This is a genomic window from Caballeronia sp. NCF2, assembly GCF_023631205.1.
In the GTDB taxonomy this organism is placed as follows: Bacteria; Pseudomonadota; Gammaproteobacteria; order Burkholderiales; family Burkholderiaceae; genus Caballeronia; species Caballeronia zhejiangensis.
This window is the reverse complement of record NZ_JALQDN010000002.1, coordinates 92,262-116,348: the sequence shown is the minus strand read 5'-3', so window position 1 is coordinate 116,348 and position 24,087 is coordinate 92,262. Positions and strand designations below refer to the sequence as shown.

Annotated in this window: 23 protein-coding genes and 1 riboswitch; of the genes, 15 read left to right on the top strand and 8 right to left on the bottom strand. The window is 64.2% G+C overall.

From position 1 onward, the window contains the following. The 6 genes from NCS02_RS02730 (at position 1) to NCS02_RS02705 (ending at position 4,831) form a co-directional block, all read left to right on the top strand. Positions 1-687 carry a histidinol-phosphatase gene (locus NCS02_RS02730; RefSeq protein WP_008351393.1) on the top strand — a complete coding sequence of 229 codons (687 nt, stop codon included), beginning with the start codon at positions 1-3 and terminating at the stop codon, positions 685-687. Then, a complete protein-coding gene (gene pcnB, locus NCS02_RS02725; RefSeq protein WP_008351395.1) occupies positions 680-2,257 on the top strand; it encodes a polynucleotide adenylyltransferase PcnB in 1,578 nt (525 codons plus the stop codon). Before NCS02_RS02730 ends, pcnB begins: the two co-directional genes overlap by 8 nt. Positions 2,258-2,335: 78 nt before the next feature. Then, the gene (gene folK, locus NCS02_RS02720) at positions 2,336-2,890 is read left to right on the top strand and encodes a 2-amino-4-hydroxy-6-hydroxymethyldihydropteridine diphosphokinase (RefSeq protein ID WP_008351396.1); all 555 of its coding nucleotides are present in this window, start codon (positions 2,336-2,338) and stop codon (positions 2,888-2,890) included. After that, positions 2,887-3,567 (top strand): deoxynucleoside kinase, encoded by a 681-nt coding sequence (locus NCS02_RS02715; RefSeq protein ID WP_008351398.1) that lies wholly within the window; start codon positions 2,887-2,889, stop codon positions 3,565-3,567. The genes folK and NCS02_RS02715 overlap by 4 nt, the downstream gene beginning before the upstream one ends. A 38-nt stretch (positions 3,568-3,605) precedes the next feature. Further along, positions 3,606-4,421: a 3-methyl-2-oxobutanoate hydroxymethyltransferase gene (gene panB, locus NCS02_RS02710; protein ID WP_008351400.1), complete on the top strand. Its 816-nt coding sequence runs from the start codon at positions 3,606-3,608 to the stop codon at positions 4,419-4,421. A gap of 110 nt (positions 4,422-4,531) precedes the next feature. Next, positions 4,532-4,831 (top strand): hypothetical protein, encoded by a 300-nt coding sequence (locus tag NCS02_RS02705; RefSeq protein ID WP_008351402.1) that lies wholly within the window; start codon positions 4,532-4,534, stop codon positions 4,829-4,831. An 18-nt stretch (positions 4,832-4,849) separates the two neighbouring features. Here NCS02_RS02705 and NCS02_RS02700 read toward each other — a convergent pair whose 3' ends face one another. Next, on the bottom strand, positions 4,850-5,782 hold the full coding sequence (locus NCS02_RS02700; protein ID WP_175979825.1) for a CopD family protein: 933 nt from the start codon (positions 5,780-5,782) through the stop codon (positions 4,850-4,852). A gap of 461 nt (positions 5,783-6,243) precedes the next feature. Between NCS02_RS02700 and NCS02_RS02695 the strand changes: the two genes are divergently transcribed. The 4 genes from NCS02_RS02695 to NCS02_RS02680 all read left to right on the top strand — a co-directional run bounded on the left by NCS02_RS02695 (position 6,244) and on the right by NCS02_RS02680 (position 10,768). Then, a complete protein-coding gene (locus NCS02_RS02695) occupies positions 6,244-6,990 on the top strand; it encodes a c-type cytochrome (RefSeq protein ID WP_008351405.1) in 747 nt (248 codons plus the stop codon). Between the two features lie 21 nt (positions 6,991-7,011). Continuing rightward, positions 7,012-8,310, top strand: a complete 1,299-nt coding sequence (locus NCS02_RS02690) for a c-type cytochrome (RefSeq protein WP_008351407.1) — start codon at positions 7,012-7,014, stop codon at positions 8,308-8,310. A 92-nt stretch (positions 8,311-8,402) separates the two neighbouring features. Beyond that, positions 8,403-9,023, top strand: a complete 621-nt coding sequence (gene trhA / locus NCS02_RS02685; protein WP_008351409.1) for a PAQR family membrane homeostasis protein TrhA — start codon at positions 8,403-8,405, stop codon at positions 9,021-9,023. A 236-nt stretch (positions 9,024-9,259) separates the two neighbouring features. Further along, on the top strand, positions 9,260-10,768 hold the full coding sequence (locus NCS02_RS02680) for a DEAD/DEAH box helicase (protein WP_008351412.1): 1,509 nt from the start codon (positions 9,260-9,262) through the stop codon (positions 10,766-10,768). 15 nt (positions 10,769-10,783) lie between these two features. On the opposite strand, the gene NCS02_RS02675 is transcribed toward NCS02_RS02680, so the two are convergent. The 4 genes from NCS02_RS02675 to ggt form a co-directional block, all read right to left on the bottom strand. Then, positions 10,784-11,296, bottom strand: coding sequence for a PNPOx family protein (locus tag NCS02_RS02675; RefSeq protein ID WP_244807699.1), 513 nt, complete (start codon positions 11,294-11,296; stop codon positions 10,784-10,786). 39 nt (positions 11,297-11,335) lie between these two features. Further along, on the bottom strand, positions 11,336-12,160 hold the full coding sequence (locus NCS02_RS02670) for a ferritin-like domain-containing protein (RefSeq protein WP_008351417.1): 825 nt from the start codon (positions 12,158-12,160) through the stop codon (positions 11,336-11,338). Between the two features lie 349 nt (positions 12,161-12,509). Beyond that, positions 12,510-13,844, bottom strand: coding sequence for an MFS transporter (locus NCS02_RS02665; protein WP_425306891.1), 1,335 nt, complete (start codon positions 13,842-13,844; stop codon positions 12,510-12,512). Between the two features lie 150 nt (positions 13,845-13,994). Beyond that, positions 13,995-15,632: a gamma-glutamyltransferase gene (gene ggt, locus NCS02_RS02660; protein ID WP_034470684.1), complete on the bottom strand. Its 1,638-nt coding sequence runs from the start codon at positions 15,630-15,632 to the stop codon at positions 13,995-13,997. A gap of 460 nt (positions 15,633-16,092) precedes the next feature. On the opposite strand from ggt, the gene NCS02_RS02655 reads away from it, so the two are divergent. Continuing rightward, entirely contained in the window at positions 16,093-16,290 is a 198-nt protein-coding gene (locus tag NCS02_RS02655; protein ID WP_008351420.1) for a hypothetical protein, read from the top strand. A gap of 73 nt (positions 16,291-16,363) precedes the next feature. Here the strand turns inward: NCS02_RS02655 and NCS02_RS02650 are convergent, their stop codons facing one another. After that, positions 16,364-16,744 (bottom strand): hypothetical protein, encoded by a 381-nt coding sequence (locus tag NCS02_RS02650; RefSeq protein WP_034470682.1) that lies wholly within the window; start codon positions 16,742-16,744, stop codon positions 16,364-16,366. Between the two features lie 224 nt (positions 16,745-16,968). Here NCS02_RS02650 and glpK point away from each other — a divergent pair, with 224 nt between their 5' ends. Both glpK and ribB read left to right on the top strand, forming a co-directional pair. Then, positions 16,969-18,465 carry a glycerol kinase GlpK gene (gene glpK / locus NCS02_RS02645; RefSeq protein ID WP_250522877.1) on the top strand — a complete coding sequence of 499 codons (1,497 nt, stop codon included), beginning with the start codon at positions 16,969-16,971 and terminating at the stop codon, positions 18,463-18,465. A 107-nt stretch (positions 18,466-18,572) separates the two neighbouring features. Then, positions 18,573-18,736, top strand: a riboswitch (FMN riboswitch). A 174-nt stretch (positions 18,737-18,910) separates the two neighbouring features. Next, entirely contained in the window at positions 18,911-19,621 is a 711-nt protein-coding gene (gene ribB, locus NCS02_RS02640; protein ID WP_244808097.1) for a 3,4-dihydroxy-2-butanone-4-phosphate synthase, read from the top strand. A gap of 3 nt (positions 19,622-19,624) precedes the next feature. Here ribB and NCS02_RS02635 read toward each other — a convergent pair whose 3' ends face one another. Together NCS02_RS02635 and NCS02_RS02630 are read right to left on the bottom strand one after the other, a co-directional pair. Next, on the bottom strand, positions 19,625-20,311 hold the full coding sequence (locus tag NCS02_RS02635; protein ID WP_008351424.1) for an HAD family hydrolase: 687 nt from the start codon (positions 20,309-20,311) through the stop codon (positions 19,625-19,627). A gap of 37 nt (positions 20,312-20,348) precedes the next feature. Further along, on the bottom strand, positions 20,349-21,527 hold the full coding sequence (locus NCS02_RS02630) for an MFS transporter (protein ID WP_034470678.1): 1,179 nt from the start codon (positions 21,525-21,527) through the stop codon (positions 20,349-20,351). Between the two features lie 104 nt (positions 21,528-21,631). On the opposite strand from NCS02_RS02630, the gene NCS02_RS02625 reads away from it, so the two are divergent. Both NCS02_RS02625 and miaB read left to right on the top strand, forming a co-directional pair. Beyond that, positions 21,632-22,603 carry a LysR family transcriptional regulator gene (locus NCS02_RS02625; RefSeq protein WP_200889180.1) on the top strand — a complete coding sequence of 324 codons (972 nt, stop codon included), beginning with the start codon at positions 21,632-21,634 and terminating at the stop codon, positions 22,601-22,603. 114 nt (positions 22,604-22,717) lie between these two features. Beyond that, positions 22,718-24,079, top strand: a complete 1,362-nt coding sequence (miaB, locus tag NCS02_RS02620; RefSeq protein ID WP_008351429.1) for a tRNA (N6-isopentenyl adenosine(37)-C2)-methylthiotransferase MiaB — start codon at positions 22,718-22,720, stop codon at positions 24,077-24,079. Positions 24,080-24,087 lie beyond the last annotated feature (8 nt).

Below are 24,087 nucleotides of genomic sequence, written 5' to 3'. Positions count from 1 at the left end.
ATGAACCTTGCCCTCTTTGATCTCGATCACACGCTCATTCCCACCGACAGCGACCACGAATGGGGCCGCTTCATGGTGAAGCTCGGCATCGTCGAGGCGGAATCCTTCGCGCGTCAGAACGACGCCTTCTACGCCGATTACAAGGCGGGCGTGCTCGACATCAACGCGTATCTGCACGCGATGCTGGCCCCGCTCGCAAAATACTCGCGCGAACAGCTCACCGACTGGCACGCGCAATTCATGCGCGAAGTGATCAACCCGCGCATCGTGCCGGCCGCCGTCACGCTCGTGCGCGAGCATCAGGACGAAGGCGATCTCTGCTGCCTCGTCACCGCGACGAACGCGTTCATCACCGCGCCGATCGCCGAAGCCTTCGGCATCGAAACGCTGATCGCCTGCGAAGTCGAAACGGTCGACGATCATCCGCTCGGCGCGCTCACCGGCCGGCCGACGGGCACGCCGAGTTATCGCGAAGGCAAGATCGTGCGCGTCGAGCAATGGCTCGCAACGCTCGGCAAGACGCTCGACGACTTCAAGCACAGCTATTTCTACAGCGACTCGCACAACGACATCCCGCTGCTCGAGCGCGTCACGGATCCGGTCGCGACCAATCCCGACGACACCCTGCGCGCGCACGCGCAAGCCAAAGGCTGGCGCATCCTGAACCTGTTCGACACTCGTGATTAAAAAACTCATCCGCAAGCTGTTCGGGCAAGAAACCGCCTCTGCCGACGAAGGCCACGACGTCCCCGCCGCTGCTTCCGAAGCCGCGCCGAAACCCGCTCGCAAGAGCACGCGCAAGAAAGCCGCCGCGCCCGTGAAGCGCGATCCGAACGTGCCGGTCATCCTGTCGTCGGAGATTCACGGCATCGATCCTTCGCTGATCTCGAAGAACGCGATACGCGTGACCGACGGCCTGCAGCAGGCCGGGCATCGCGCGTTCATCGTCGGCGGCGCGGTGCGCGACCTGCTGCTCGGCGTCGCGCCGAAAGACTTCGACGTCGCCACCGACGCCACGCCCGATCAGGTGCAGAAGCTCTTTCGCCGCGCGCGCATCATCGGCCGGCGCTTCCAGATCGTGCATGTGCAGTTCGGGCAGGAGATCATCGAGACATCGACGTTCCGCGCGCTCATGGACGCGCCGCCGGAGCCTTCCGCCGAACCGCCGCGACGCCTCAAGCGCGGCGAGCTCGATGCGCGCACGCACGCCGTCGATGCGAGCGGCCGCGTGCTGCGCGACAACGTCTGGGGCGAGCAGCACGAAGACGCCACGCGCCGCGACTTCACCATCAACGCGATGTACTACGATCCGGCCACGCAAACGGTGCTGGATTATCACGACGGCATGGCCGACATCCGCGCGCGCCTGTTGCGCATGATCGGCGATCCGGCCACGCGTTATCGCGAAGATCCGGTACGCATGCTGCGCGTCGTGCGTTTCGCGGCGAAGCTCGGCTTCGAGATCGACGAAGCCACGCGCGCGCCGATCAAGGATCTCGCCGACCTGATGAACAACGTGCCGGCCGCGCGTCTCTTCGACGAGATGCTGAAGCTGCTCTTGTCCGGCCATGCGCTCGCGTGTCTCACGCGGCTGCGTCAGGAAGGGCTGCATCACGGCGTGTTGCCTCTGCTCGATGTCGTGCTCGAACAGCCGCACGGCGAGAAGTTCGTCACGCTCGCGCTCACCAGCACCGACGAGCGCGTGCGCGCCGGCAAGGGCGTGTCGCCGGGCTTTCTCTTCGCGACGCTCCTGTGGCACGACGTGCAGACGCGCTGGCAGCAATACACCGCGAACGGCGACTATCCGGTGCCCGCATTGCATCGCGCGATGGACGATGTCCTCGATATGCAGACGGAGAAACTCGCGATCCACAAGCGCTACTCGTCCGACATGCGCGAGATCTGGGGTCTTCAGCATCGGCTGGAAAAACGCGGCCGCAGCGCGCTGAAGCTGCTGGAACACCAAAGATTCAGAGCGGGGTATGATTTCCTGCTGTTGCGTTGCGAATCGGGCGAGCTCGATGCGGCCATCGGCCAATGGTGGAGCGACTTCATCGACGGCGATCACGCCGAGCGCGAAGCACTCCTGTCGCAAGGCGGCAAGGATCGCAACGCACCGAAGAAGCGCCGGCGCCGCAGCAACGCGAAGCGTCGCTCGGGCGAACCCGGCGCGCAGGACGAGCAAGCCGCGCAGGCAGGCAATGACGACGCGGTATCGAGTGCGGCGAACAGGCGCGAAGCCGCCGACGACGAGTAACGCCGGATTTGGTTACAGTAGCGAAGAGCGATCCTGTTCTCCCGCTTTCCGCTGTGACCCACGCGTAGGACTTCTGCCATGACGATTGCTTATCTGGGCCTGGGGGCGAATCTCGGCGATGCGCGCCAGACCCTGAAAGACGCAGTCGTGTGTCTCGCCCAGCAGCACACGATCACCGTGCTCGCGAAATCGAGCGTCTATCGCACCGCGCCGATCGATTCATCGGGCGACGATTACTTCAATTGCGTCGTCAAGCTCGAAACGAGCCTGCCCGCGCGATCGCTGCTGCGCCTGTGTCATCACATCGAGTTGCAGTTCGGGCGCGAGCGGCCGTATCGCAATGCGCCGCGCACGCTCGATCTCGACATCCTGCTGTACGGCGCATCGAGCATCGACGAAGCCGATCTCGTCGTGCCGCATCCGCGCATGACCGAGCGCGCCTTCGTGCTCGTGCCGCTCGTCGAGCTCGAGCCGGATCTCATCCTTCCTCAACGCGGTCGCGCCGATGCGTTCATCGACGGCGTCGCCGATCAGCGCATCGAGAAAGTCGCGACGTGTCAGTGCATGGTCGCGACGCAACCGCGCGGCTCCAACGCAACCGACTCCCCTTCCACGAAGACAGACTGCCGATGAGCGTTCCGCCACTCACCGTCACCGCGCCTCAACTGCGGCCGCCGCATCGTTACATCGCGATCGAAGGGCCGATCGGCGTCGGCAAGACCACGCTCGCGACGCTGCTCGCCGAACGGTGGTCGATGCGCACGCTGTTCGAGCGCCCGCAGGACAATCCGTTTCTCGAGCGCTTCTATCGCGACACCACGCGGCACGCGCTCGCCACGCAGTTGAGCTTCGCGTTGCAGCGCGCATCGCAGACGCAGGAAGCCGCCGATATCGTCACGAGCGGCGCCGCGCTGATGACCGACTTTCTCACGCAGAAGAGCGAGCTCTTCGCGCGCCTCACCCTGCCCGACGACGAGTTCCAGCTCTACAAGGACATCGCCTCGCGTATTCATGCGAGCGCGCCCGCACCCGATCTCGTCGTCTATCTGCAGGCGAGTCCGGAAGTGCTTTTTTCGCGCATCCAGAAGCGCGCGCTGCCGATGGAGCTGCAAATTTCCGATTCGTATCTGCGCGCGCTCTGCGATGCTTATAACGACTTCTTCTATCACTACGACGCGACGCCGTTGCTCACGGTGAACGCGGAGCACCTGAACCCGCTCGCCTCGGATGACGACCTCGCGCTTCTGATCGAGCGCATCGGCGCCATGCGCGGGCGCAAGGAATTCTTTGTCAAAGGCGTATCGGTCTGAATTCGCAGCCCGGCCACGCTCTCTTCAGTGAAACGACCATGACGTATCTGCAGGAAACGAATCGCGCGACGATCACCGTCCCCAAGCTCCAGACCATGCGCGAAAACGGCGAGCGCATCGCGATGCTCACGTGTTACGACGCGAGCTTCAGCGCGCTGCTCGAACGCGCGGGCGTCGATGTCATGCTGATCGGCGACTCGCTCGGCAATGTGCTGCAAGGCCACAACACGACACTGCCAGTGACGCTCGCGGACATCGCGTATCACACGGCGTCGGTCGCGCGCGGCAATCGCAGCGCGCTGATCGTCGCGGACATGCCGTTCGGCACCATCGGCTCGAAGGAAGACGCCTATGCGAACGCCGTGCAACTGATGCGCGCGGGCGCGCAGATGGTGAAGATCGAAGGCGGCGAATGGCTCGCGGATACCGTGCGCTTTCTCGTCGAGCGCTCGATTCCGGTGTGCGGGCACGTCGGTCTCACGCCGCAATCGGTGCACGCATTCGGCGGCTTCAAGGTGCAGGGCAAGTCCGAAGCGGCGGCCGAGCAGATGAAGCGCGACGCCATCGCGCTGCAGGAAGCCGGCGCGCAACTGATCGTGATCGAAGCCGTGCCGACGTTGCTCGCGCGCGAAGTGACCGCAGCGCTCGCGATTCCGACGATCGGCATCGGCGCGGGCGTCGACTGTTCCGGACAAGTGCTCGTGCTGCACGACATGCTCGGCATCTTTCACGGCAAGCGGCCGCGCTTCGTCAAGGATTTCATGCAGGGTCAGCCGAACATTTTCGCCGCCGTCGAAGCCTATGTGCGCGCGGTGAAGGACGGCAGTTTTCCCGGCCCGGAGCACACGTTCTGAGCGAATGCGGCCCCGCGCGGGCCGCGCTTCACGATCTGCGTTTTCTCGTACATACTGGCGAGCTTCTTGCGCATACGCTGCCGATAGTCACCAAAAAAGCGAGAACAATCATGTGGCAGGTCCTTCCCGATGAATACGTCCGTGCCCAGCTCGCGGTCGGCTCGCTCGTCGCGCTGGGCGTGGCGCGCGTGGTGGCCGCGGGAATCGGGGCGCAGCGCGGCTGGCGCATCGCGGCCGTGACGCGCTGGTTCATCGGTGCGGCGGTCGTGTTCTGCCTGCCGCAACTGGTCGAAGTGATCTTCGTCGGCGGTTCGCATACGGCGTTCGTCGAGTTGCAAGGCAAGATCATCGGCTGCGCGGTCGCGCTGTTTTGCGCGCCGATCGTCAGTCACAGGCTCGGCTACGAGTAACGCCGCGCGTCGCCGTTTTCATCCCGCGAGCGACGAACCCGGCACGCTGTGCGACAGCACCGCCGCCGCCACGAACACACCCGCCATCATCAGCGCTTCGACGCGCATCACGTTGATGACCGTATGCGCGTCCATCGTCGATGCCGAGCGCGACAGGCGCGGCAACGCCGACCAGCGGTTGAGCGCGCCGAACGCGAGCGCCGCCGCAACCAGCAGCATCTTCACGATCAACGCATGACCCCACGCGCTCGCGGTCAGCACCGCGGCCGATCCGCCGATGCCGCGCCACGCGTTGAACACGCCCGTCAGCACGACGAACGCGACCGCGATCGACGCCGCTCGCGACATGCGCGCGACCGTGCGGATCAGATATGCGCGCGCAAGCGACGTATCGAGCGCCGGCAATACGAACGCACCCGCGATCACAATGCCGCCCCACGCCGCCGTCGCGAGCAGATGCAGCGTCTGAACCGCTTCGGCGAGCGAGAACGCGCCGGCATCGGCGGCATGGCCGATCGCCGATTTGCCCGCCGCGACGATCAGCGCGGCAACGAGCGCCATGCCGATCCGCGTACCGGAAAGCGCGCCGCCGCCCGCCGACGCGAGCAGCAACAGCACGCTGCCCGCCAGTGCCACCGACCAGCCGATGCCCGCGTGCGTGCCCGTCGCGACGAGCCACAACGCGCCGCCCGCCTGCACGATCGGCGCGCCGCTCATCGCCGCCGCCTGCAGCCACAACGAAGCGAAGTTGCACAGAACGAGCGCGATGGCTGCGATCGGACCGCCGCGCGCCGCCCGCAACCAGCCGCGCCGCGCGGGCGATACGGTCGCGAACGCCTGTTCGCGCGACAGCCACACGTTCAGCAGCAGCGCGCCGAGTACGCAGGCGAAGGCCAGATCGGCGAGCGCGGCGAAGGCCGTCTGCGCGAGCGAGAGAGGATCGTCGTTCATCATGCGGAACCGGGCGCGGCGTGAACGCGCATTGCTAAAGGGAAGGTCATCGAAGGAATTTTGCGGAGTCTGAATGAAGGTCCACGGTGCAGCACAGCATCGAACACGAGCGAAACGCCTTGAATTTTTGCCGGACGCTTCCGAAACCGCATGAAGCACGTCGATCGGGCGTCTCGCATCGAGTCGAATATTTGTCGAGAGGCAATGAACCACACGCGCCTAGGAAGTTCGTCGCGGGTGGTCAATAGCCGCGCGGCATATTGTCGCGAATGCGCTGCAGCGGGACTTAGAGCGAGATTGTGTCAAATAGTCATCATCATGCATCGATGATAGAATGCCGCGTCGCATCAGAGGCTCGTCGAGCCGCTGTGGCCGTGGTCCGCCACCCACCGCCCCCTGCGTGGCCGTGGTTCGCCACCTTCGCACCGAGCCGCACGAAGCTCGGCAGGTCCCCGAATTTCATGGAGTGTCGCGTGTTTTCAAGACGCATTTTTCGTCCGCTGCTCGCTATGGCTTTTGCCTCGGCTCTGGTAGGCAGCGCTGGCGTTTTCAGCTCCGCCGCGCAGGCGCAGAACCAGCCGATCGCACCGGACACGATGGCCGCGCGCGTGCAAGGCTGTACCGCGTGCCACGGCGTTCACGGTGAAGGCACGGACAACGATTACTTCCCGCGTCTTGCCGGCAAGCCTGCCGACTATCTGTACAACCAGCTCCAGAATTTCCGCGAAGGGCGGCGCAAGTACCCGCCGATGAACTACCTCGTCACGTATCTCTCGGACGATTACCTTCATCAGATCGCGACGTACTTCTCGAACCAGCGCCCGCCGTATCCGACGCCCGTGAAGTCGAACGTGTCGGCCACGACGCTCGCGCGCGGCCAGCAGCTCGTGCTGAACGGCGATGCATCGAAGAACATTCCCGCGTGCGCGGCCTGCCACGGCAAGGGTCTGACCGGCATGCAGCCGGCCATCCCGGGTCTCGTCGGCCTGCATTCGGACTACATCAGCGCGCAAGTCGGCGCATGGAAGTCGGGCACGCGTCACGCGAAGGCGCCCGATTGCATGCAGCAGATCGCCTCGCGCCTGACGGACGACGACGTGACCGCCGTCGCCGCATGGCTCTCTACGCAAACCGCACCCGCCAACCCGGTGCCCGCGCCCGCTGGCTCGTTGAAGATGCCGCTCAAGTGCGGCAGCGAACCGCAATAAGGCGTCTGGAGCGACAACACAATGAAACGCAAGTCCCTGTTCGCACTTTCCTCGGCTGTCGTGGTGGCAGCCGTCGCAGCCGGCGCCGTCCTCTGGTCGGGCGGCGACAACCTGCATTCGGGCGGCGCCATCGCGGCGACGCCTGCCGACAAAGCCGCGCTCATCAAACAAGGTGAGTACCTCGCCCGCGCCGGCGACTGTATCGCGTGCCACACGGTTCGCGGCGGCAAGGAATTCGGCGGCGGCCTGCCGATGGCCACGCCGTTCGGCACGATGTTCACGCCGAACATCACGCCGGACGATCAATACGGCATCGGCAAGTGGACCTCCGACGACTTCTATCGCGCGATGCACACGGGCCGCTCGAAAGACGGTTCGCTGCTCTATCCGGGCTTCCCGTTCACGAGCTACACGAAGGTCACGCGCGCGGACTCGGACGCGATCTACGCGTATCTGCGCTCGGTGCCGCCGGTTTCCGAACCGAGCCGTCCGCATGAACTGCGCTTCCCGTTCAACAACCGCAACCTGCTGATCGGCTGGCGCACGCTGTTCTTCTCGGAAGGCGAGTACAAGCCGGATCCGACCAAGTCGGTCGAATGGAACCGCGGCGCGTATCTCGTCGAAGGCCTCGGTCACTGCGGCATGTGCCACACGTCGATCAACGCGATGGGCGGCCCGGTCAGCTCGGCGGCCTTCGCCGGCGGCCTCATCCCGCTGCAGAACTGGTACGCGCCGTCGCTGACGTCGAACAAGGAAGCCGGTCTGGGCGACTGGGACCTGAAGGACATCAACGATCTGCTGAAGACCGGCGTGTCGCAGCGCGGCGCGGTGTTCGGCCCGATGGCGGAAGTGGTTCACAACAGCCTGCAGTACATGACCGACGCGGACATCAACGCGATCTCGACGTATCTCAAGTCGATTCCGCAAAAGAAGGAAGCGCCGGAAGTCATGCAGCTGGAGACGTCCGAGAAGTTCGGCGGCGAACTGCTCACGCTCGGCAAGAAGGTCTACACCGAAAACTGCGCGAAGTGCCACGCGGAGAACGGTCTCGGCAAGCCGCCTGCATACCCGCCGCTCGCGAACAACCAGTCGATCCAGATGCAATCGGCCGTCAATCCGATCCGTATGACGCTGAACGGCGGTTATCCGCCGAGTACGGAAGGCAACCCGATGCCGCACGGTATGCCGCCGTTCGCACAGTCGCTGTCGGATACGGAAGTCGCCGCAGTCGTGACGTACATCCGTATGTCGTGGGGCAACCACGGCACGCCGGTGTCGCCGCAGCAGGTGAGCAACCTGCGTTCGGCGCCGCTCGACTGATGGCTTCATAGGTCCTTCGCCGGGACAGCGTACAATACGCATATGGGGCGCAGCCTTCGTGGCCGCGCCCCTTGTCTTTTGGTGAATTCGATATGCATGTCGGCGAGCGTTTTAACAGCATCAGCCATTTGATCGGCGCGCTGCTGTCGGTTGCGGGTCTGGCTGCGCTCGTCACGATGGGCGCGCTCGACGGTGACGCGTACAAGGTCGTGAGCTTCGCGGTGTACGGCGCGATGCTCTGCGCGCTCTACGTGATCTCCACGCTGTATCACTGCGCGCGCTCGCCGCGCATGAAAGCGATACTGCAGAAGTGCGATCACTCGGCCATCTACTTGTTGATAGCCGGCAGCTACACGCCGTATACACTAGTGACCTTGCGCGGTCCCTGGGGCTGGTCGCTCTTCGGCGTGAGCTGGGGGCTCGCCGCGCTCGGGATCGTGCAGGAACTCACGCTCGGGCGGCGAACCCGCAGCGTTTCGATGGTGCTGTACGTGTTGATGGGATGGCTCGCGCTCGTAGCCATTCATCCGCTCGTGACGGCGCTGCCGCCCGCGGGAACCGCGTGGCTGGTGGCGGGCGGCGTCGTGTACACCGCGGGCATCTGGTTTTTCATCAACGACGAGCGCATCCGGCACGGACATGGCATCTGGCATCTGTTCGTGCTCGCAGGCAGCCTGTGCCAGTTCGTGAGCGTCGCGCGCTATGTCGCGTGAGCGCCGGCTGGAACGGGTGCCGCAGCGTCGAAGTGTCCATCGATGCAACTAAGCGCCAGATGACGTGTCTTGATAGCACGTCGAACCTCGCGGCAACGCCCGGCGATCGCTGATCGCCAACTGGCCCGCCGCCCGATTTTCCTTCGAGCGATGCACATGCGCTCTGCCGGCCGAAACTTTTCGCCGTGGCCCATTCGCATGCGCGCCGTTCGACACAACGAATAAGCATCCAATTTATGTCCTTTGATTCACTCGGCCTGTCCGAACCTCTGCTTCGCGCCGTCAACGAACTCGGCTATTCCAGTCCCACTCCGATCCAGCTTCAGGCGATTCCTGCCGTTCTGAAAGGCGGCGATCTGCTCGCGGGCGCGCAGACGGGCACCGGCAAGACCGCCGGCTTCACGCTGCCTATCCTGCAGCGCCTGTCGCAACTCGCGCCCGTCACGGGTGGCGCCAAGCGTCCGGTGCGCGCGCTCATCCTCACGCCCACGCGCGAACTCGCCGCGCAGGTCGAAGAAAGCGTGCGCGCGTACGGCAAATATCTGAAGCTCAAGTCGACGGTGATGTTCGGCGGCGTCGGCATCAATCCGCAGATCGACGCGTTGAAGCGCGGCGTCGATATCGTCGTGGCGACGCCGGGACGTCTGCTCGATCACATGCAGCAAAAGACGATCGACGTTTCGCAGCTCGAAATTCTCGTGCTCGATGAAGCCGACCGCATGCTCGACATGGGCTTCATCCACGACATCAAGCGCGTGCTCGCGCGCCTGCCGGCGAAGCGCCAGAACCTGCTGTTCTCGGCGACTTTCTCCGACGAGATCAAGGCGCTCGCCGACAGCCTGCTCGATTCGCCCGCGCTGATCGAAGTCGCGCGCCGCAATACGACGGCTGAGACCGTCGATCAGAAGATCCATCCGGTCGATCGCGATCGCAAGCGCGAGTTGCTCACGCATCTGATCCGCGGCAACAACTGGTTCCAGGTGCTCGTGTTCACGCGCACGAAGCACGGCGCGAACCGGCTCGCCGAGCAGCTCACGAAAGACGGCATCAGCGCGCTCGCGATTCACGGCAACAAGAGCCAGTCGGCCCGCACGCGCGCGCTCAGCGAATTCAAGGCCGAGACGCTGCAGGTGCTCGTCGCCACCGATATCGCGGCGCGCGGCATCGACATCGATCAGTTGCCTCACGTCGTCAACTTTGATCTGCCGAACGTGCCGGAAGACTATGTGCATCGCATCGGCCGCACGGGTCGCGCGGGCGCGGAAGGCGAAGCGGTGTCGCTGGTGTGCGTGGACGAGCATCAACTGCTGAAGGACATCGAGCGCCTCATCAAGCGGCCGATTCCGCGCGAAGTGATTCCCGGCTTCGAGCCGGATCCGAACGCGAAGCCGGAGCCGATCCAGCGCCGCAGTCAAGGACGCGGCCAGGGACAAGGTCAAGGTCAGGGACGCCAGAATCCGCGTAACGGCGAGGGACGTTCGAGTGGCGAAGCACGCCGCGAAGGCGGCCGTCCGAACGGCGATGCACGCGGCGCGCGTCCGGCGAAGCCGAACAACGGCGGCGCGCAGCCTTCGCGCGATGCGCGCACTCACAGCAAGCCGAACGTGAACGCGGGTTCCGCGCCGCGTCGTCAGGAGCCGGTTCAAGCCGGTCAGGTCGCGAACTCGCGCAAGCCTGGCGGCAATCCCGGCGCATTGCTCGGCGGACGGCGCGACGCATTGCGATCGGGCGATCGCAGCCGTTAATGCATCTGTCGTGATTCAGGCGGCGACGCTCGCCGCCCGCTTCAGCCAGTCGAGTTGCTCGCGCCAGCGCGCGAGCGCCGATTGCGCTTCGGTCAGTTCGAAGGCGATTCCGTTCGTGAGTCGCGCATATCCCACCCGTTGAACCTCACCGCTCTCGATCGTGCCGACGAAGCACGCGAGCGGCACATCGTCGAGCGGCACGCGACGCACGTCCAGATGCACTTGATAAAACGCCTCATCGGATACGAAGGCGAGTGTCGCGCGTCCGCTCGCGGCGACAGCCTGCGCCGTCCGCGACGACGGCCACAACGCGAACGCGAGTCTGCGCGCATCCGGCGCGTACAGCTCACCAGCGCTCAACAAAGCGGTTCGCACGCGATGAGCCTCATCCGCCGCGCATAGCGAAACGGTGAAGCCGTCGTCGGCGCGAGCGAGCGCGCCGTCGAAGCGCGCGCGCAGCTCGGGCGGCCATTCATCGAAAACGGATTGCGACGAAAGCGACGGTCGGGGCGTGTTGTGATCGGTCATGAAAAGATGCCGGCTTTGCGCCGGCATCGTCGAACAAGGTTAGCGGAAGAATAACTGCGTCATCTTCGACAGCGGATAGTGCACGCCGGGTTGAATGCGCGCGGGCAGATCGAGCGGCTTGAGCAGCATCTTGATGGCCTGATCCGCCGACAGATTGCGCCGCACGAGCGCATTCACTCGCGCGGAGAGCTCGCGGTTGTACTCGACATCCTGCGCGCGCTCCGGATAACGAATCGCGAAGACGTGCCGCAGCGCGATCTCCGAATCCTCGCTTTTCAGTTCCACGACGCGCCGCACGAGCGCGCCGAGCACGGCCATGCGGCCATTGCCCTCGATCTTGTTCCACTTCTTGAAGAAATGGAAAAAGTGCTTGTAATGCCGCACTTCGTCCGTGCGGATGTTGTCGGTGATTTCCTTCAGCACCGGTTCATCCGAACAATCGTTGATCGCGCGATAAAGCGTGGCCGTTCCCGTCTCGACGACGCAGCGCGCAACCATCTCGAGCGCGCGCTTCTTCTCGAACTCCTCGTATGAACAAGTGAGCGAGTATTCGTCGAAGAAATTCCTGAACGCAGTGTCCCAGTCGAACTCGGGCCACACGTGGTTGATGTAGGTCTTGAGCGCCCTGCCGTGCTGCATCTCTTCGGGCTCCCATTCGTTGTTGAGCCACGCCGAGATTTCGGGATCGTCGTGAAAATACTTGCTGAGATTGCTCGTATAGAGGTCCGTCCCGCTCTCGATGAACGAGCAGGCGCACAACAACAAGAGAAGATGCTCGTTGGATGCCGCCTTCTGACGATCGATTCGCGTGAGATCGATGTCTTCGATGCGCCAAGGCATCACATGTGTACTGTCCGTATGCATATATCGCGCTCCCTGGCTGGACTGAACGCGCCATCGGCCGATGAGAAACGGCCGAGGTTCAGGCGACGCCGTGATTGGATCGACCCCGGCGCTGTTGACTTCAAGTGTCAGCGGCTTGTTTTCATCTTAGCCGCCCTGCAGTGAGTTTGCAGACATGGGGACAGACTCACCCGCGGCCCGCCAGTTCCATGCGTTCCAAATTCTTACGATCCGGCGCGGTCGAGTCGTCGGTGCGCTGCAGCATTATTCATGCCGGTCGGCTCTGTATATGGTTGCGTCGTGTTCGAAATGCAAAAGGCGGCCGAAGCCGCCTCGATTGTTTCGCGCGATGCCGTCGCGCAGCGCGCCGTTACGTTGCGCGTCGTGCCGCGCGCATGCGCCAGGCGACGATCGCCAGCGAGATTCCCGACAAGACGGCAGCCAGCAACACGTAGTAACTCGGCGCGAGCTTGTCCCCCGTGACATGGATGAAGGCTTCTACGATGGTCGGCGCAAAACCGCCAAACAGCGTGACGCCGAGCGCGTAGCCGATGGAAAGACCCGTCGAACGCACGCGAGTCGGGAAGATTTCGGACATAAGCGCGGGCATTGGACCGGAATACGCGGCCTTGAGAATGCCCGCGACCGATTGGAGAACGACCAGCGACGCGACTGTCGGATGCGCTTGCAGCCACGCAAACATCGGATAAATCGTGACGCCCATGATAATCGATGTACCGAGCATGATGCGGATGCGCCCGAGCCGGTCGGAGAGCGCGCCCATCAACGGAGAGAAGATGAACTGAAGTCCGCCATTGAGCACCACGACGGCGAACGATGCGGTCGCCGGCAGGTGCAACTGCTTGACTGCGTACAGCGGCATATAGAGTTGCAGGACGTACACGCCGACCGTCGATTGCGCGACGATGCCCACGGCCAGCAAAAGATTCAGCCATTGATTCGCGAACGACACGCCTGGCGCGCTCGCCTTCTGCGCGGAGCGCGTCGCGAGAAACTCCGGCGTTTCGTCCAGATGCGAGCGGATGTAATAGCCAACCGGCCCGACGAGCAGACCGAAGACAAACGGAATGCGCCAGCCCCAGCTTTCGAGTTGCGGCTGCGGCAGCCAGGCGCTGAGTACCGAGCCGAACGCCGCGGCCATGATCGCGGCAAGCCCTTGGCTCGCGAACTGCCAGCTCGCGTAGTAGCCGCGCCGCGCTTCGCTGTGCTCGACCATGAACGCGGTCGCGCTGCCGAACTCGCCGCCGACCGCGAAGCCCTGCACGAGACGCGCGAGCAAGATCAAAAGCGGCGCGGCGATTCCGATGTGCTGATACGAAGGCATCACGGCCATGGTGAGCGTGCCGACCATCATCAGCAGAATGGCGAGCGTGAGCGCGGCCTTGCGTCCTTTGCGGTCGCCGTAGATGCCGAGCACGATCGCGCCGAGCGGGCGCATCAGGAACGAGATGCCGAACGTGCCGATGGCAAGCATCGTCGAGAGCCATTCGTCATTCGACGGGAAGAACGCCTTCGCGATGACCGTCGCGAAATAGCCATAGACGAGAAAGTCGAACCACTCGAGCGCGTTGCCGATCGACGACGAGAACACGATGCGGCGGATCATCGCCTTGGATGGCGCCGGGTGCGGCGCGGGCGTTTGCGCCTGCGTCGGAGCAGCGCCTTGATACACGCGTTCGTTCATGATTTCTCCTATCCCGCTTCCATGTCGTGATGTCCGACCGAGGCCACGAGGCGCGGGCGCGCAGCCCCCTCGCCTGCACAATTGCGGCGATCGGATGCGTGGTTTTTTATCGACGGAGACCGGCCGACGGCGCGGCCTCCGATGGCAGCCTCAGAAGCCTGCGGCGAGTCCGTCGCGCCGGCTGTCGCTCGCCGCGACATAGCCGCGCTCCGGATCATTGCGATCCAGCTTCCAGATGTACTGGCCGGAGCCGAAGTCCATGTAGGGATCGTCGATGGACTTGATCGTGTGGCCGAGACCCTCGAGCGCGCGCGCGGTTTCGAGATCGAGCGTGGCTTCGATGTCGATCGTGAAGTCGCGGTTCACCTTCCAGCGCGGCGCGTCGCACGCGGCCTGCGGCTGCTGGCCGTAGTCGAGCATGCGTACGATGGATTGCAGATGGCCTTGCGGCTGCATGTCGCCGCCCATCACGCCGAAGCTCATGACGGCTTCCTGCCTGCCATCGACCTGCTGAGTGAGGAAAGCCGGAATGATGGTATGGAACGGACGCTTGCCGCCTTCCACGACGTTCGCGGACTTCGGATCCATCGAAAAGCCGCAACCGCGGTTCTGCAGCGCGATACCGGTGTCGGGAACGACCACGCCCGAACCGAAGCCCATGTAATTCGACTGGATGAAGCTGACCATCATGCCGCGCTCATCGGCGACGGACATATAGATGGTGCCGCCCGCCTTGGGCATGCCGAAGTCGAAGTGCGTCGCCTTTTTCGGATCGATGAGCTTCGCGCGTTCGGTCAGATAGGCGTCGTCGAGCATGTGTTCCGGCGTGACTTCCATCGAGCGCGGATCGGCGACGTAGCGATAGACATCCGCGAAGGCGAGCTTCATCGCCTCGATTTGCAGATGCTGCGACTCGATGCGATCGACGTTCAAAGCGCTCACGTCGAACTTGTCGAGAATGCCGAGCGCGATGAGCGCCGCGATGCCCTGTCCGTTCGGCGGAATCTCGTGCACCGTGTAGCCGCGATAATCCTTGCTGATCGGCTCGACCCAGTCCGCGCGATAGTTGCGCAGGTCGTCCATCGTCAACGCCGCGCCGCCCGCGCGCGCGAACGCGGCGATGCGCTCGGCGATCTCGCCTTCGTAGAACGCGCGCGGACCTTGCTGCGCGAGCAGGCGCAGCGTTTTTGCGTGGCCGGGGAAGCGCACGAGTTCGCTCACGTCAGGCGCGCGGCCGTGCGGCATGAATACATCGGCGAAACCCGGCATGTCCTTGAGCTCCGGCACCGCCGCCGCCCACTTGTAGGCGACGATGCTCGCCACCGCATGACCGCGCTCGGCGATTTCGATGGCTGGCTCCATCAGATCCGCGAAGGGCAGCGTGCCGAACTTCGCGTGCAACGCTTCCCACCCGGCGATGACACCCGGCACCGTCACGGCGTCCCAGCCGCGCTTGGGCTGGCGCGCGAGACCGTTTTCCTCGCCGTACTTGCGCCGGAAATAATCGACGTTCCACGCCGCCGGCGATACGCCCGAAGCATTCAGCCCGTGCAGCTTCCGACCGTCCCAGACGAGCGCGAAAGCGTCGCCGCCCAGCCCGCATGACACGGGTTCCACCACGGTAATGGCCGCCGCGGCCGCGATGGCTGCATCGACCGCATTGCCCCCCTTCCATAGCATGCGCAGACCGGCCTGCGCGGCGAGCGGATGAGACGTCGAAACGATATTGCGGGCGAACACCGGAAGGCGCGGGGTGGGATACGGGTTTTGCCAGTTGAAGCGAGTCATTGAATGAAGTCCGAAATTCCAGCGGGCAGAACGTGCCGGCCGACCTTGTGGCCAATCCGGGCAAAGGGGGAATATTGCATTGTCCGCTTAATCCAAAACAAATTCATTTATCGTATAAATTAATGCGCATTGCGCATTAACCGGGCGATCAGGCGTCGCTGATTGCGTGTGCTCGCATGCCGATCCTTGTGTGCGCCGCCGCACGAACCTCAAGTGGATTCTTCGAATTCGCGTGAGCGATGAACCGCTTCTGCATTGATAAAAAGTCAAAGCCAAAATTTTCTCGGCAAATTTGGCACTTGTCAGACGCTTGCCTACAATCCCAATTCCCGGCATCCGCAGCACAAAATCGACGCGTTTGCCCGGCAATTTTTCAGTTTTCCCGTACAACGTTTCGAAGCAAAAAGACCCGGCTTACAAGGCCGGTTGCTTATGCCGTTCGGTCGTCATGGAGAACACAATGCTGAGTCCGCACGAATTCGCCACGCTGCTATTGGTTCAGGAAGCGCCTAATCAGGTCGACATGGAACGCGAAGAGCTCGACGCCCTGCTCGAACGTCAGCTCGTCCAACTCGAAAATCTCGCATCGGGACGTCAGCAATGGCGCCTCACCGCCACCGGCGACTCCACAGTCAAGGCTTTCAAGCGTTACTCGTAGCACGCGGCAGGACTCGGGACGCGGTGCAAGGCCGCGTCCGCTTCACTTAACCTTCACCTACCGTCAAGTCGCGTCAGCCGGCCCGCAGTGTCGGGTCCACTGCCGCACGCCAGCTCAACGCCTGCGCGCGCTGCTCCAGGAAGAACTTGGCCCACGCGCTTTGCGCTTCGGGGCCGGGGTTCGCGCGATAAGCACGATACCGTTCTGCAATCGCCGCCTGGAATGCGCAGAAGCGCTCCTTCTGCAACCCGCCGCGCCGTTCGGCCACATAGGCATCGTAGAAGGCTGAATAGACCGATTGCGCGTCCGCGCCGTAGTCGACGGGCGAGGTCCCGCACATGTCCTGCAGCGCGCTGAACGACGGCGCGCCCAATGAGCCGTCCAGGCTGGGCGTGCCCACGCAGCCCGTCAGAAGCGCCGCGCCCAGCACGCCGGAAATCAACAGCATACGCATCGCACTCACCCTTCAATCGGTTTCGTGCCGCCAGTATCGGACGAACACGAACGCCGCGCCACTCGGCCGAATGGCATAGCCCAAATCCGCATTCGAGCGGTCGATGTCGCGCGGCTTATGCCGTTCGGCCAGCTTGTCCGCGTCGCCTCGCTCCGATAGATTGCGCAAACGGACAGCGCCTTTGCTGCCCGAAACGTCGACGTCCGTTCGAACCGGAGGAGACCATGCAGGATCAGTACGTTCTCGCGCTCGATCAGGGCACCACCAGCTCACGGGCCATGCTGTTCGACCGGAACGGCAACATCGTGTCCTTGGCGCAGAAGGAATTCCAGCAAATTTATCCCGAGGCGGGCTGGGTCGAACATGATCCGCGCGAAATCTGGTCGACGCAGGCAGGCGTCGCCGCGGAAGCCGTCACGCGCGCCGGCGCGAGCGCTGCTTCGATCGCGGCAGTCGGCATAGCGAACCAGCGCGAGACTACGATCGTCTGGGATCGCGAGACGGGCGCGCCGGTCTATAACGCGATTGTCTGGCAGGACCGCCGCACGGCCGGCTTCTGTGACGAGCTCAAGTCGCGCGGCCTCGAAGCGATGGTTCGCGCGAAAACCGGTTTGCCTATCGACGCATACTTTTCGGCGACGAAAATCCGCTGGATTCTCGATAACGTAGAAGGTGCGCGCGACAAGGCGAAGCAAGGGCGGCTCGCGTTCGGCACCGTCGATAGCTGGCTCGTGTGGAATTTCACGCGTCACGGCTTGCATGTCACCGACGTCACGAACGCCTCGCGCACGATGCTCTTCAACATTCACGAACGCCGCTGGGACGACGAACTGCTCGACGCGCTCGGCATTCCCCGCAGCATGCTTCCCGAAGTGCGGACGTCGTCGGAACGTTATGGCACGGCGCGAGGCACCGTGTTCAACGCCGATGTCCCGCTTGCAGCGCTTGCCGGCGATCAGCACGCCGCGCTCTTCGGCCAGATGTGCACGGATTCCGGCATGGTGAAGAACACCTACGGCACCGGCTGCTTTCTCGTCATGAACACGGGCGACAAGCCCATCGAGTCGCGCAACAACCTCGTCACCACGATTGCCTGGCAGATCGGCGATCACGTCAGCTATGCGCTCGAAGGCAGCATCTTCATCGCGGGCGCGGTCGTTCAATGGCTGCGCGACGGCCTCGGCCTCATCCGGCGCGCGAGCGAAATCGAGACGCTCGCGCGCGGCGTGCCGCACAGCGACGGCGTGTATCTCGTGCCTGCGTTCGCCGGGCTCGGCGCGCCGCACTGGAACGCGCGCGCACGCGGCACGCTCTTCGGCGTCACGCGCGGAACGACATCGAGTCATGTCGCGCGGGCGGCGCTCGATTCGATCGCCTATCAGTCCCTCGACGTCTTGAAAGCCATGGAAGCGGACTCGGGCATCCGCATCGGCGAATTGCGTGTCGATGGCGGCGCCTGCGCGAACGATCTGCTGATGCAATTCCAGGCCGACATTCTCGGCGTCGATGTCGCGCGTCCGCGCATCGCCGAGACGACGGCGCTCGGCGCGGCTTATCTGGCGGGGCTCGCGGTCGGCTACTGGAAGGACGTCGACGAACTCAAGGCGCAATGGCAACTGGAGCGCCGCTTCACGCCGTCGATGCCGAAACCGGAGATCGATTCCTGCCTCGCCGGGTGGCGCCGCGCGGTCAACGCGGCGAAGGCATGGGCGGACAGCTAACGGCTATGCATGGCGTATCGCACCCTTTCGCGTCGTGCGGCGGTGCAAAAACCGCCGGCGTGCGGTATCCTAAAAAAGCTCGCGAGCCTTGCGGCTTGCGGCATCGAGTACGTCTTCAGGGCGGGGTGCAATTCCCCACCGGCGGTATGTGGCGAGGCTTCGCGGCCGGACCACGAGCCCGCGAGCGCCCGCGCAGGATTCACGCGCGGGGTCAGCAGATCTGGTGAGATGCCAGAGCCGACGGTCATAGTCCGGATGAGAGAAGATGTGCAGATGGTCATGTCCGTCCCCTTGGCGATTTCCGCATCGTGCCGAACCGGACGCCGCCGCGCCTCTTGGCGCGTCGCCGTGGGGTGCCGTTCTGTCTGTTTGCAATGCCCTGAAACGTTTTTCGCTTACATTTCCTGCGAGAGCGTTTCACATGTCCCAGTCCCAAGCTGCCAGCCTGTCGTTCGCCACACCGGCCGTCATCGCCGATGACGCTTTTGCCGACCTTCCCCAGCTCGCTTCGTTCGACGTTCCGCCGCGCATCGCCGCCGCGCTCGACGCCATGCGCGAAGGCCGTCCGGTCGTGCTTCAGGACGACGACGATCGCGAGAACGAAGCCGATCTGATCGTCGCCGCCGAAAAACTCACCGACGCCACCATGGCCCTTCTGATCCGCGAATGCAGCGGCATCGTGTGCCTGTGTCTGCCCGACGACAAAGTACGCGCGCTCGAACTCCCGCCGATGGCCGCCGCGAACGGCAGCCGCTACGGCACGGCGTTCACCGTGTCGATCGAAGCGCGGGAAGGCGTGACGACGGGCGTATCGGCGGCGGATCGCGTCACGACGATCCGCGCGGCGATCGCCGAAAACGCGAACCCGGCGGACATCGTGCGGCCCGGCCACGTCTTTCCGCTGCGCGCGATGCCCGGCGGCGTGCTCGCGCGGCGTGGTCACACCGAAGGCACGGTCGACCTGGCGATCCTCGCCGGCCTCAAGCCTGCCGGCGTACTCTGCGAACTGATGAACGCCGACGGCACCATGACGCGCGGCGCGCAAGTCGAGCGTTTCGCGCAGGAGCACGGCCTGCCGATGCTGACCATCGCGGAACTGGTCGAATTCCGCGCGGCGCTGGCGGCCGCACGTGAATCCGTCGAGGAAGCGGCGTAAGGATCAGGAGAGCACGTCGCCGAAATCCCCGCGCACGCCCGCCGCGACGAGCGCGGGCAGCTCGTCCATGTGCTCCATGATTCGCGTGATGCCGGTTTCGCGCAGCACTTGCGCGTAGCCGGACGGAATATGGCTCGCGCCGACGAACGCGATGGTCTTCATGCCCGCCGCGCGCGCCGCCGTCAGTCCGGCGACGCTGTCCTCGACGACGAGGCAGCGCTCGGGCGCGACATCGAGCGTGCGCGCCGCGAGCAGATACACGTCGGGATAAGGCTTCGGCCGCTCGACTTGCTGCGCGCTGAACACGCGCGCGCCGACGATCTCGGAGAGCCCCGCCCGCCGCACCGACGCGCGCACGCGCTCCATCCGGCTGTTCGACACGACCGCCACCGGCAGGCCGCAGCCTTCCAGCGCGGCGCGCACGCCGGCGATCGGTCCGACCGAGCGCGCGAGTTCCACGGAAACGCGCGCCTCGATCGTATCGACGAAATCGGGCGGCATCACGATGCCGAACTTCGTCTCCAGATGAGTCAGGAAGCGCGAGGTCTGCTGTCCGAAAGCCGTCTTGACGACCGGTCTGAAGTCGATGCCGGGAAACGTCTCGGTGAGCACGTCCAGCATCACGCGATCCGCGATGACTTCGCTATCGACGAGCACGCCGTCGCAATCGCAGATGAGATGATCGATCATGTTGGCTCGAATTACGTTGAGCCAACATGATAAGCGCTCAGCAAGCGTCGGCTGCTTTTATGTCCGAGGTAACGCGCGGGACATCCAGGCGCGCGGCGAACCACGTCACCGCGAGCGCGGCCAGCGCGACCGCCGCCGCGGCCCACGGAAGCGCGTCGAGACCGTGACCGTGCGTCAGCACCGCGCCGCCGAGCCACGCGCCGCCCGCATTGCCGACGTTGAACGCGCCGATATTGAGCGTCGAAGCGAGATTCGGCGCGTCCTTCGCTTTCTCGACGACGCGCGTCTGCAACGGCGGCACCGTCGCGAACGCCGCGATGCCCCAGACGAAAATTGTCAGGATCGCGCCGGTCTGGCTGTGGCTCGTCTTCGCGAACACCGCCATCACGACGGCGAGCGCGAACAGAATGCCCATCAGCGACGGCATCAGCGCGCGGTCCGCAAGCTTGCCGCCGATCGTGTTGCCGATCGTCAGCCCGACGCCGAACAGCACCAGGATCAGCGTGACGGCGCGCGGCGAGAAGCCGCCCACCTGTTCGAGAATCGGCGCGATGTACGTGAACACGACGAACACGCCGCCGAAACCGAGCACCGTCATCGTGAGCGCGAGCCAGACCTGGCCGTCGCGCAGCACGCGCACTTCCCGGCCGAGCGTGCTCGGCGCGGCGTCGTGGCGGTTCGGCACGAGCGCGGTCACGCCGAGCGCGGACAATACGCCCAAGCCCGCGACGATCCAGAACGTCGCGCGCCAGCCGAGCTCCTGCCCGATGAACGTCCCGAACGGCACGCCCAGCACGTTCGCGAGCGTGAGCCCGGTGAACATCAGCGCGATGGCGCTCGCGCGCTTTTCCGCCGGAACGAGCGACGCGGCCACGACCGCGCCGATGCCGAAGAACGAGCCGTGCGCGAACGAGGTCACGACGCGCGCGACCATCAGCAGGCCATAGCCCGGCGCGAGCGCGCACAGCACGTTGCCGACGATGAACACGAGCATCAGCAACTGCAGCGCGAGCTTGCGCGGCAGCTTGCTCGTCAGCACGGCGAGCAGCGGTGCGCCGACCGCGACACCGAGCGCGTAGCCCGTGACGAGCAGCCCCGCCGATGGAATCGTCACAGAGAGATCGTGCGCCACGTTGGGCAAGAGGCCCATGATGACGAACTCCGTCGTGCCGATGGCGAATGCGCTGATCGCAAGCGCGAGAAGTGGAAGAGGCATGATGAGATGGAAGGGTTTACACGTAGCGCATTGTGCAAGCCACGCAGCGATTTGAGAATTGGCCTACCCTTTGAATTATTCTCAAACCGGATTTGAAAATGACGATGGATCGGCTCGGCGACATGCGCCTGTTCGTGGAAGCTGCGTCGGCGGGAAGCCTGTCGGCGGCGGGCCGCAAGCTGGGCCTGTCGCCGGCGGCGGCGAGCGCGCGGCTCATCAAGCTGGAAAAAGCGCTGCACACGCGGCTCTTCGAGCGCACGACGCGCCAATTGCGCGTAACCGACGAAGGCCGCGTGTATTTGCAGCATTGCCGGATCGCGCTGCAGGCGATCGACGATGCCGAAGCCGCGCTGCAGGCCGGCCAGAACGTCGTGCGCGGCAAGGTTCGCATTTCGGCGACATCGAATTTCGGTCGCTCCATGCTGAACGGCTGGCTCGACGGATTCAGCGCGCTGCATCCGGACGTGAAATTCGCGCTCACACTATCGGATTCGGTGTCGAATCTTTTGCTGGAAGAGATCGATCTCGCGATCCGCTTCGGCGCCCCGCCCGACAGCGGCCTCGCCGCCCGCGCGCTCGCGCCGAATCGCCGCGTGCTGTGCGCGTCGCCCGCGTATCTCGCGCGCATGGGCGTGCCCGAAACGCCCGCCGATCTGACCGGGCATGACTTCCTCGTCGTCGTTACGGCGAACGGGCCGCTCAACGAGCTCGTCTTCGTGCGCGGCGACGAGCGTTACGCGTACACGATTCCGCTCGCCGACGCCTGGGAAACCAACGACGGCGCGCTGCTGCGCGAATGGGCGCTGGCGGGCCACGGCATCGCGCATAAATCGATCTGGGATATCGCCGCCGACGTGCGCGCCGGCACGCTGCAGATGGTGTTGCCCGACTGGTGTACGCACGAAGCCGCCGTGCACGCGCTTTTTCACGCCAATCGGTACATGGCGCCGCGCGTGCGGGTGCTGCTGGACTTTCTCGTCGAGCGTTTCGAAAAAACGACGAACGACCTGCTCGGCGACCTGGCGTATCCGCCCGACGCGCGCGGGAAGCGTCGGGAATGGCGGCCAGAGCTATAATATTGGGTCAAATACAGTAAAAAGCGGTGCAGATCAGTGTAATTGCGCCGCAAATTCCCTCTTTAATCTCTTTTACAGCGCCCCCAGGTTAACCACTGCGACCGGCGACGATTCATGACCAAGAAAGTTTATGTAAAGACCTTCGGCTGCCAGATGAACGAGTACGACTCCGACAAGATGGTCGACGTGCTCGGCGCGGCGGAAGGACTCATCAAGACGGATACGCCCGAAGACGCGGACGTCATTCTGTTCAATACGTGCTCGGTGCGCGAAAAAGCCCAGGAGAAGGTGTTCTCCGATCTCGGCCGTGTGCGCGAGCTGAAGGAAGCGAACCCGAATCTGCTGATCGGCGTCGGCGGTTGCGTCGCGAGTCAGGAAGGCGCGTCGATCGTCGCGCGTGCGCCGTATGTCGATCTCGTGTTCGGTCCGCAGACGCTGCATCGTCTGCCCGCGATGATCGATCAGCGCCGCGCGACCGGCCGCGCGCAGGTCGACATCACGTTTCCGGAAATCGAGAAGTTCGATCATCTGCCGCCGGCGCGCGTCGATGGCCCGAGCGCGTTCGTGTCGATCATGGAAGGCTGCTCGAAATACTGCAGCTACTGCGTCGTGCCGTACACGCGCGGCGAGGAAGTGTCTCGCCCGCTCGACGACGTGCTCACCGAAGTCGCCGGTCTCGCGGACCAGGGCGTGCGCGAAGTCACGCTGCTCGGCCAGAACGTGAACGCTTATCGCGGCGCGCTGACGCTCGGTTCGAGCGAGATCGCGGATTTCGCGACGCTCATCGAATACGTCGCGGACATTCCGGGCATCGAACGCATCCGCTATACGACGTCGCATCCGAAGGAATTCACGCAGCGCCTGATCGACACTTACGCGAAAGTGCCGAAGCTCGTCTCGCATCTGCATTTGCCGGTGCAGCACGGCTCGGATCGCATTCTGATGGCGATGAAGCGCGGCTACAGCGTGCTCGAATACAAGTCGGTCATCCGCAAGTTGCGCGCGATCCGCCCGGATCTGTCGCTGTCGACGGATTTCATCGTCGGCTTTCCCGGCGAGACCGAAGACGATTTCAACAAGATGATGGCGCTCGTCGACGAGATGAGCTACGACACGAGCTTCTCGTTCATCTACAGCCCGCGCCCCGGCACGCCGGCAGCGAATCTGCACGACGACACGCCGCGCGAAGTCAAGCTGAAGCGTCTGCAGCATTTGCAGGCGACGATCGAGGAAAACGTGCAGCGCATCAGCGAATCGATGGTCGGCAAGGTCGAGCGCATTCTGGTCGAACGCCCGGCGCGCAAGGATCCGAACGAACTCGCGGGACGCACGCAGAACAACCGCGTCGTCAATTTCCCGGCGCCGGCAGAATCGCACGCGCGGCTCATCGGCCAGATGATCGACGTGAAGATCGTGCATGCCTATCCGCACTCGCTGCGCGGCGAACTGGTCATGGCGCCCGAGCTTGCGCACTAAAGACAGGA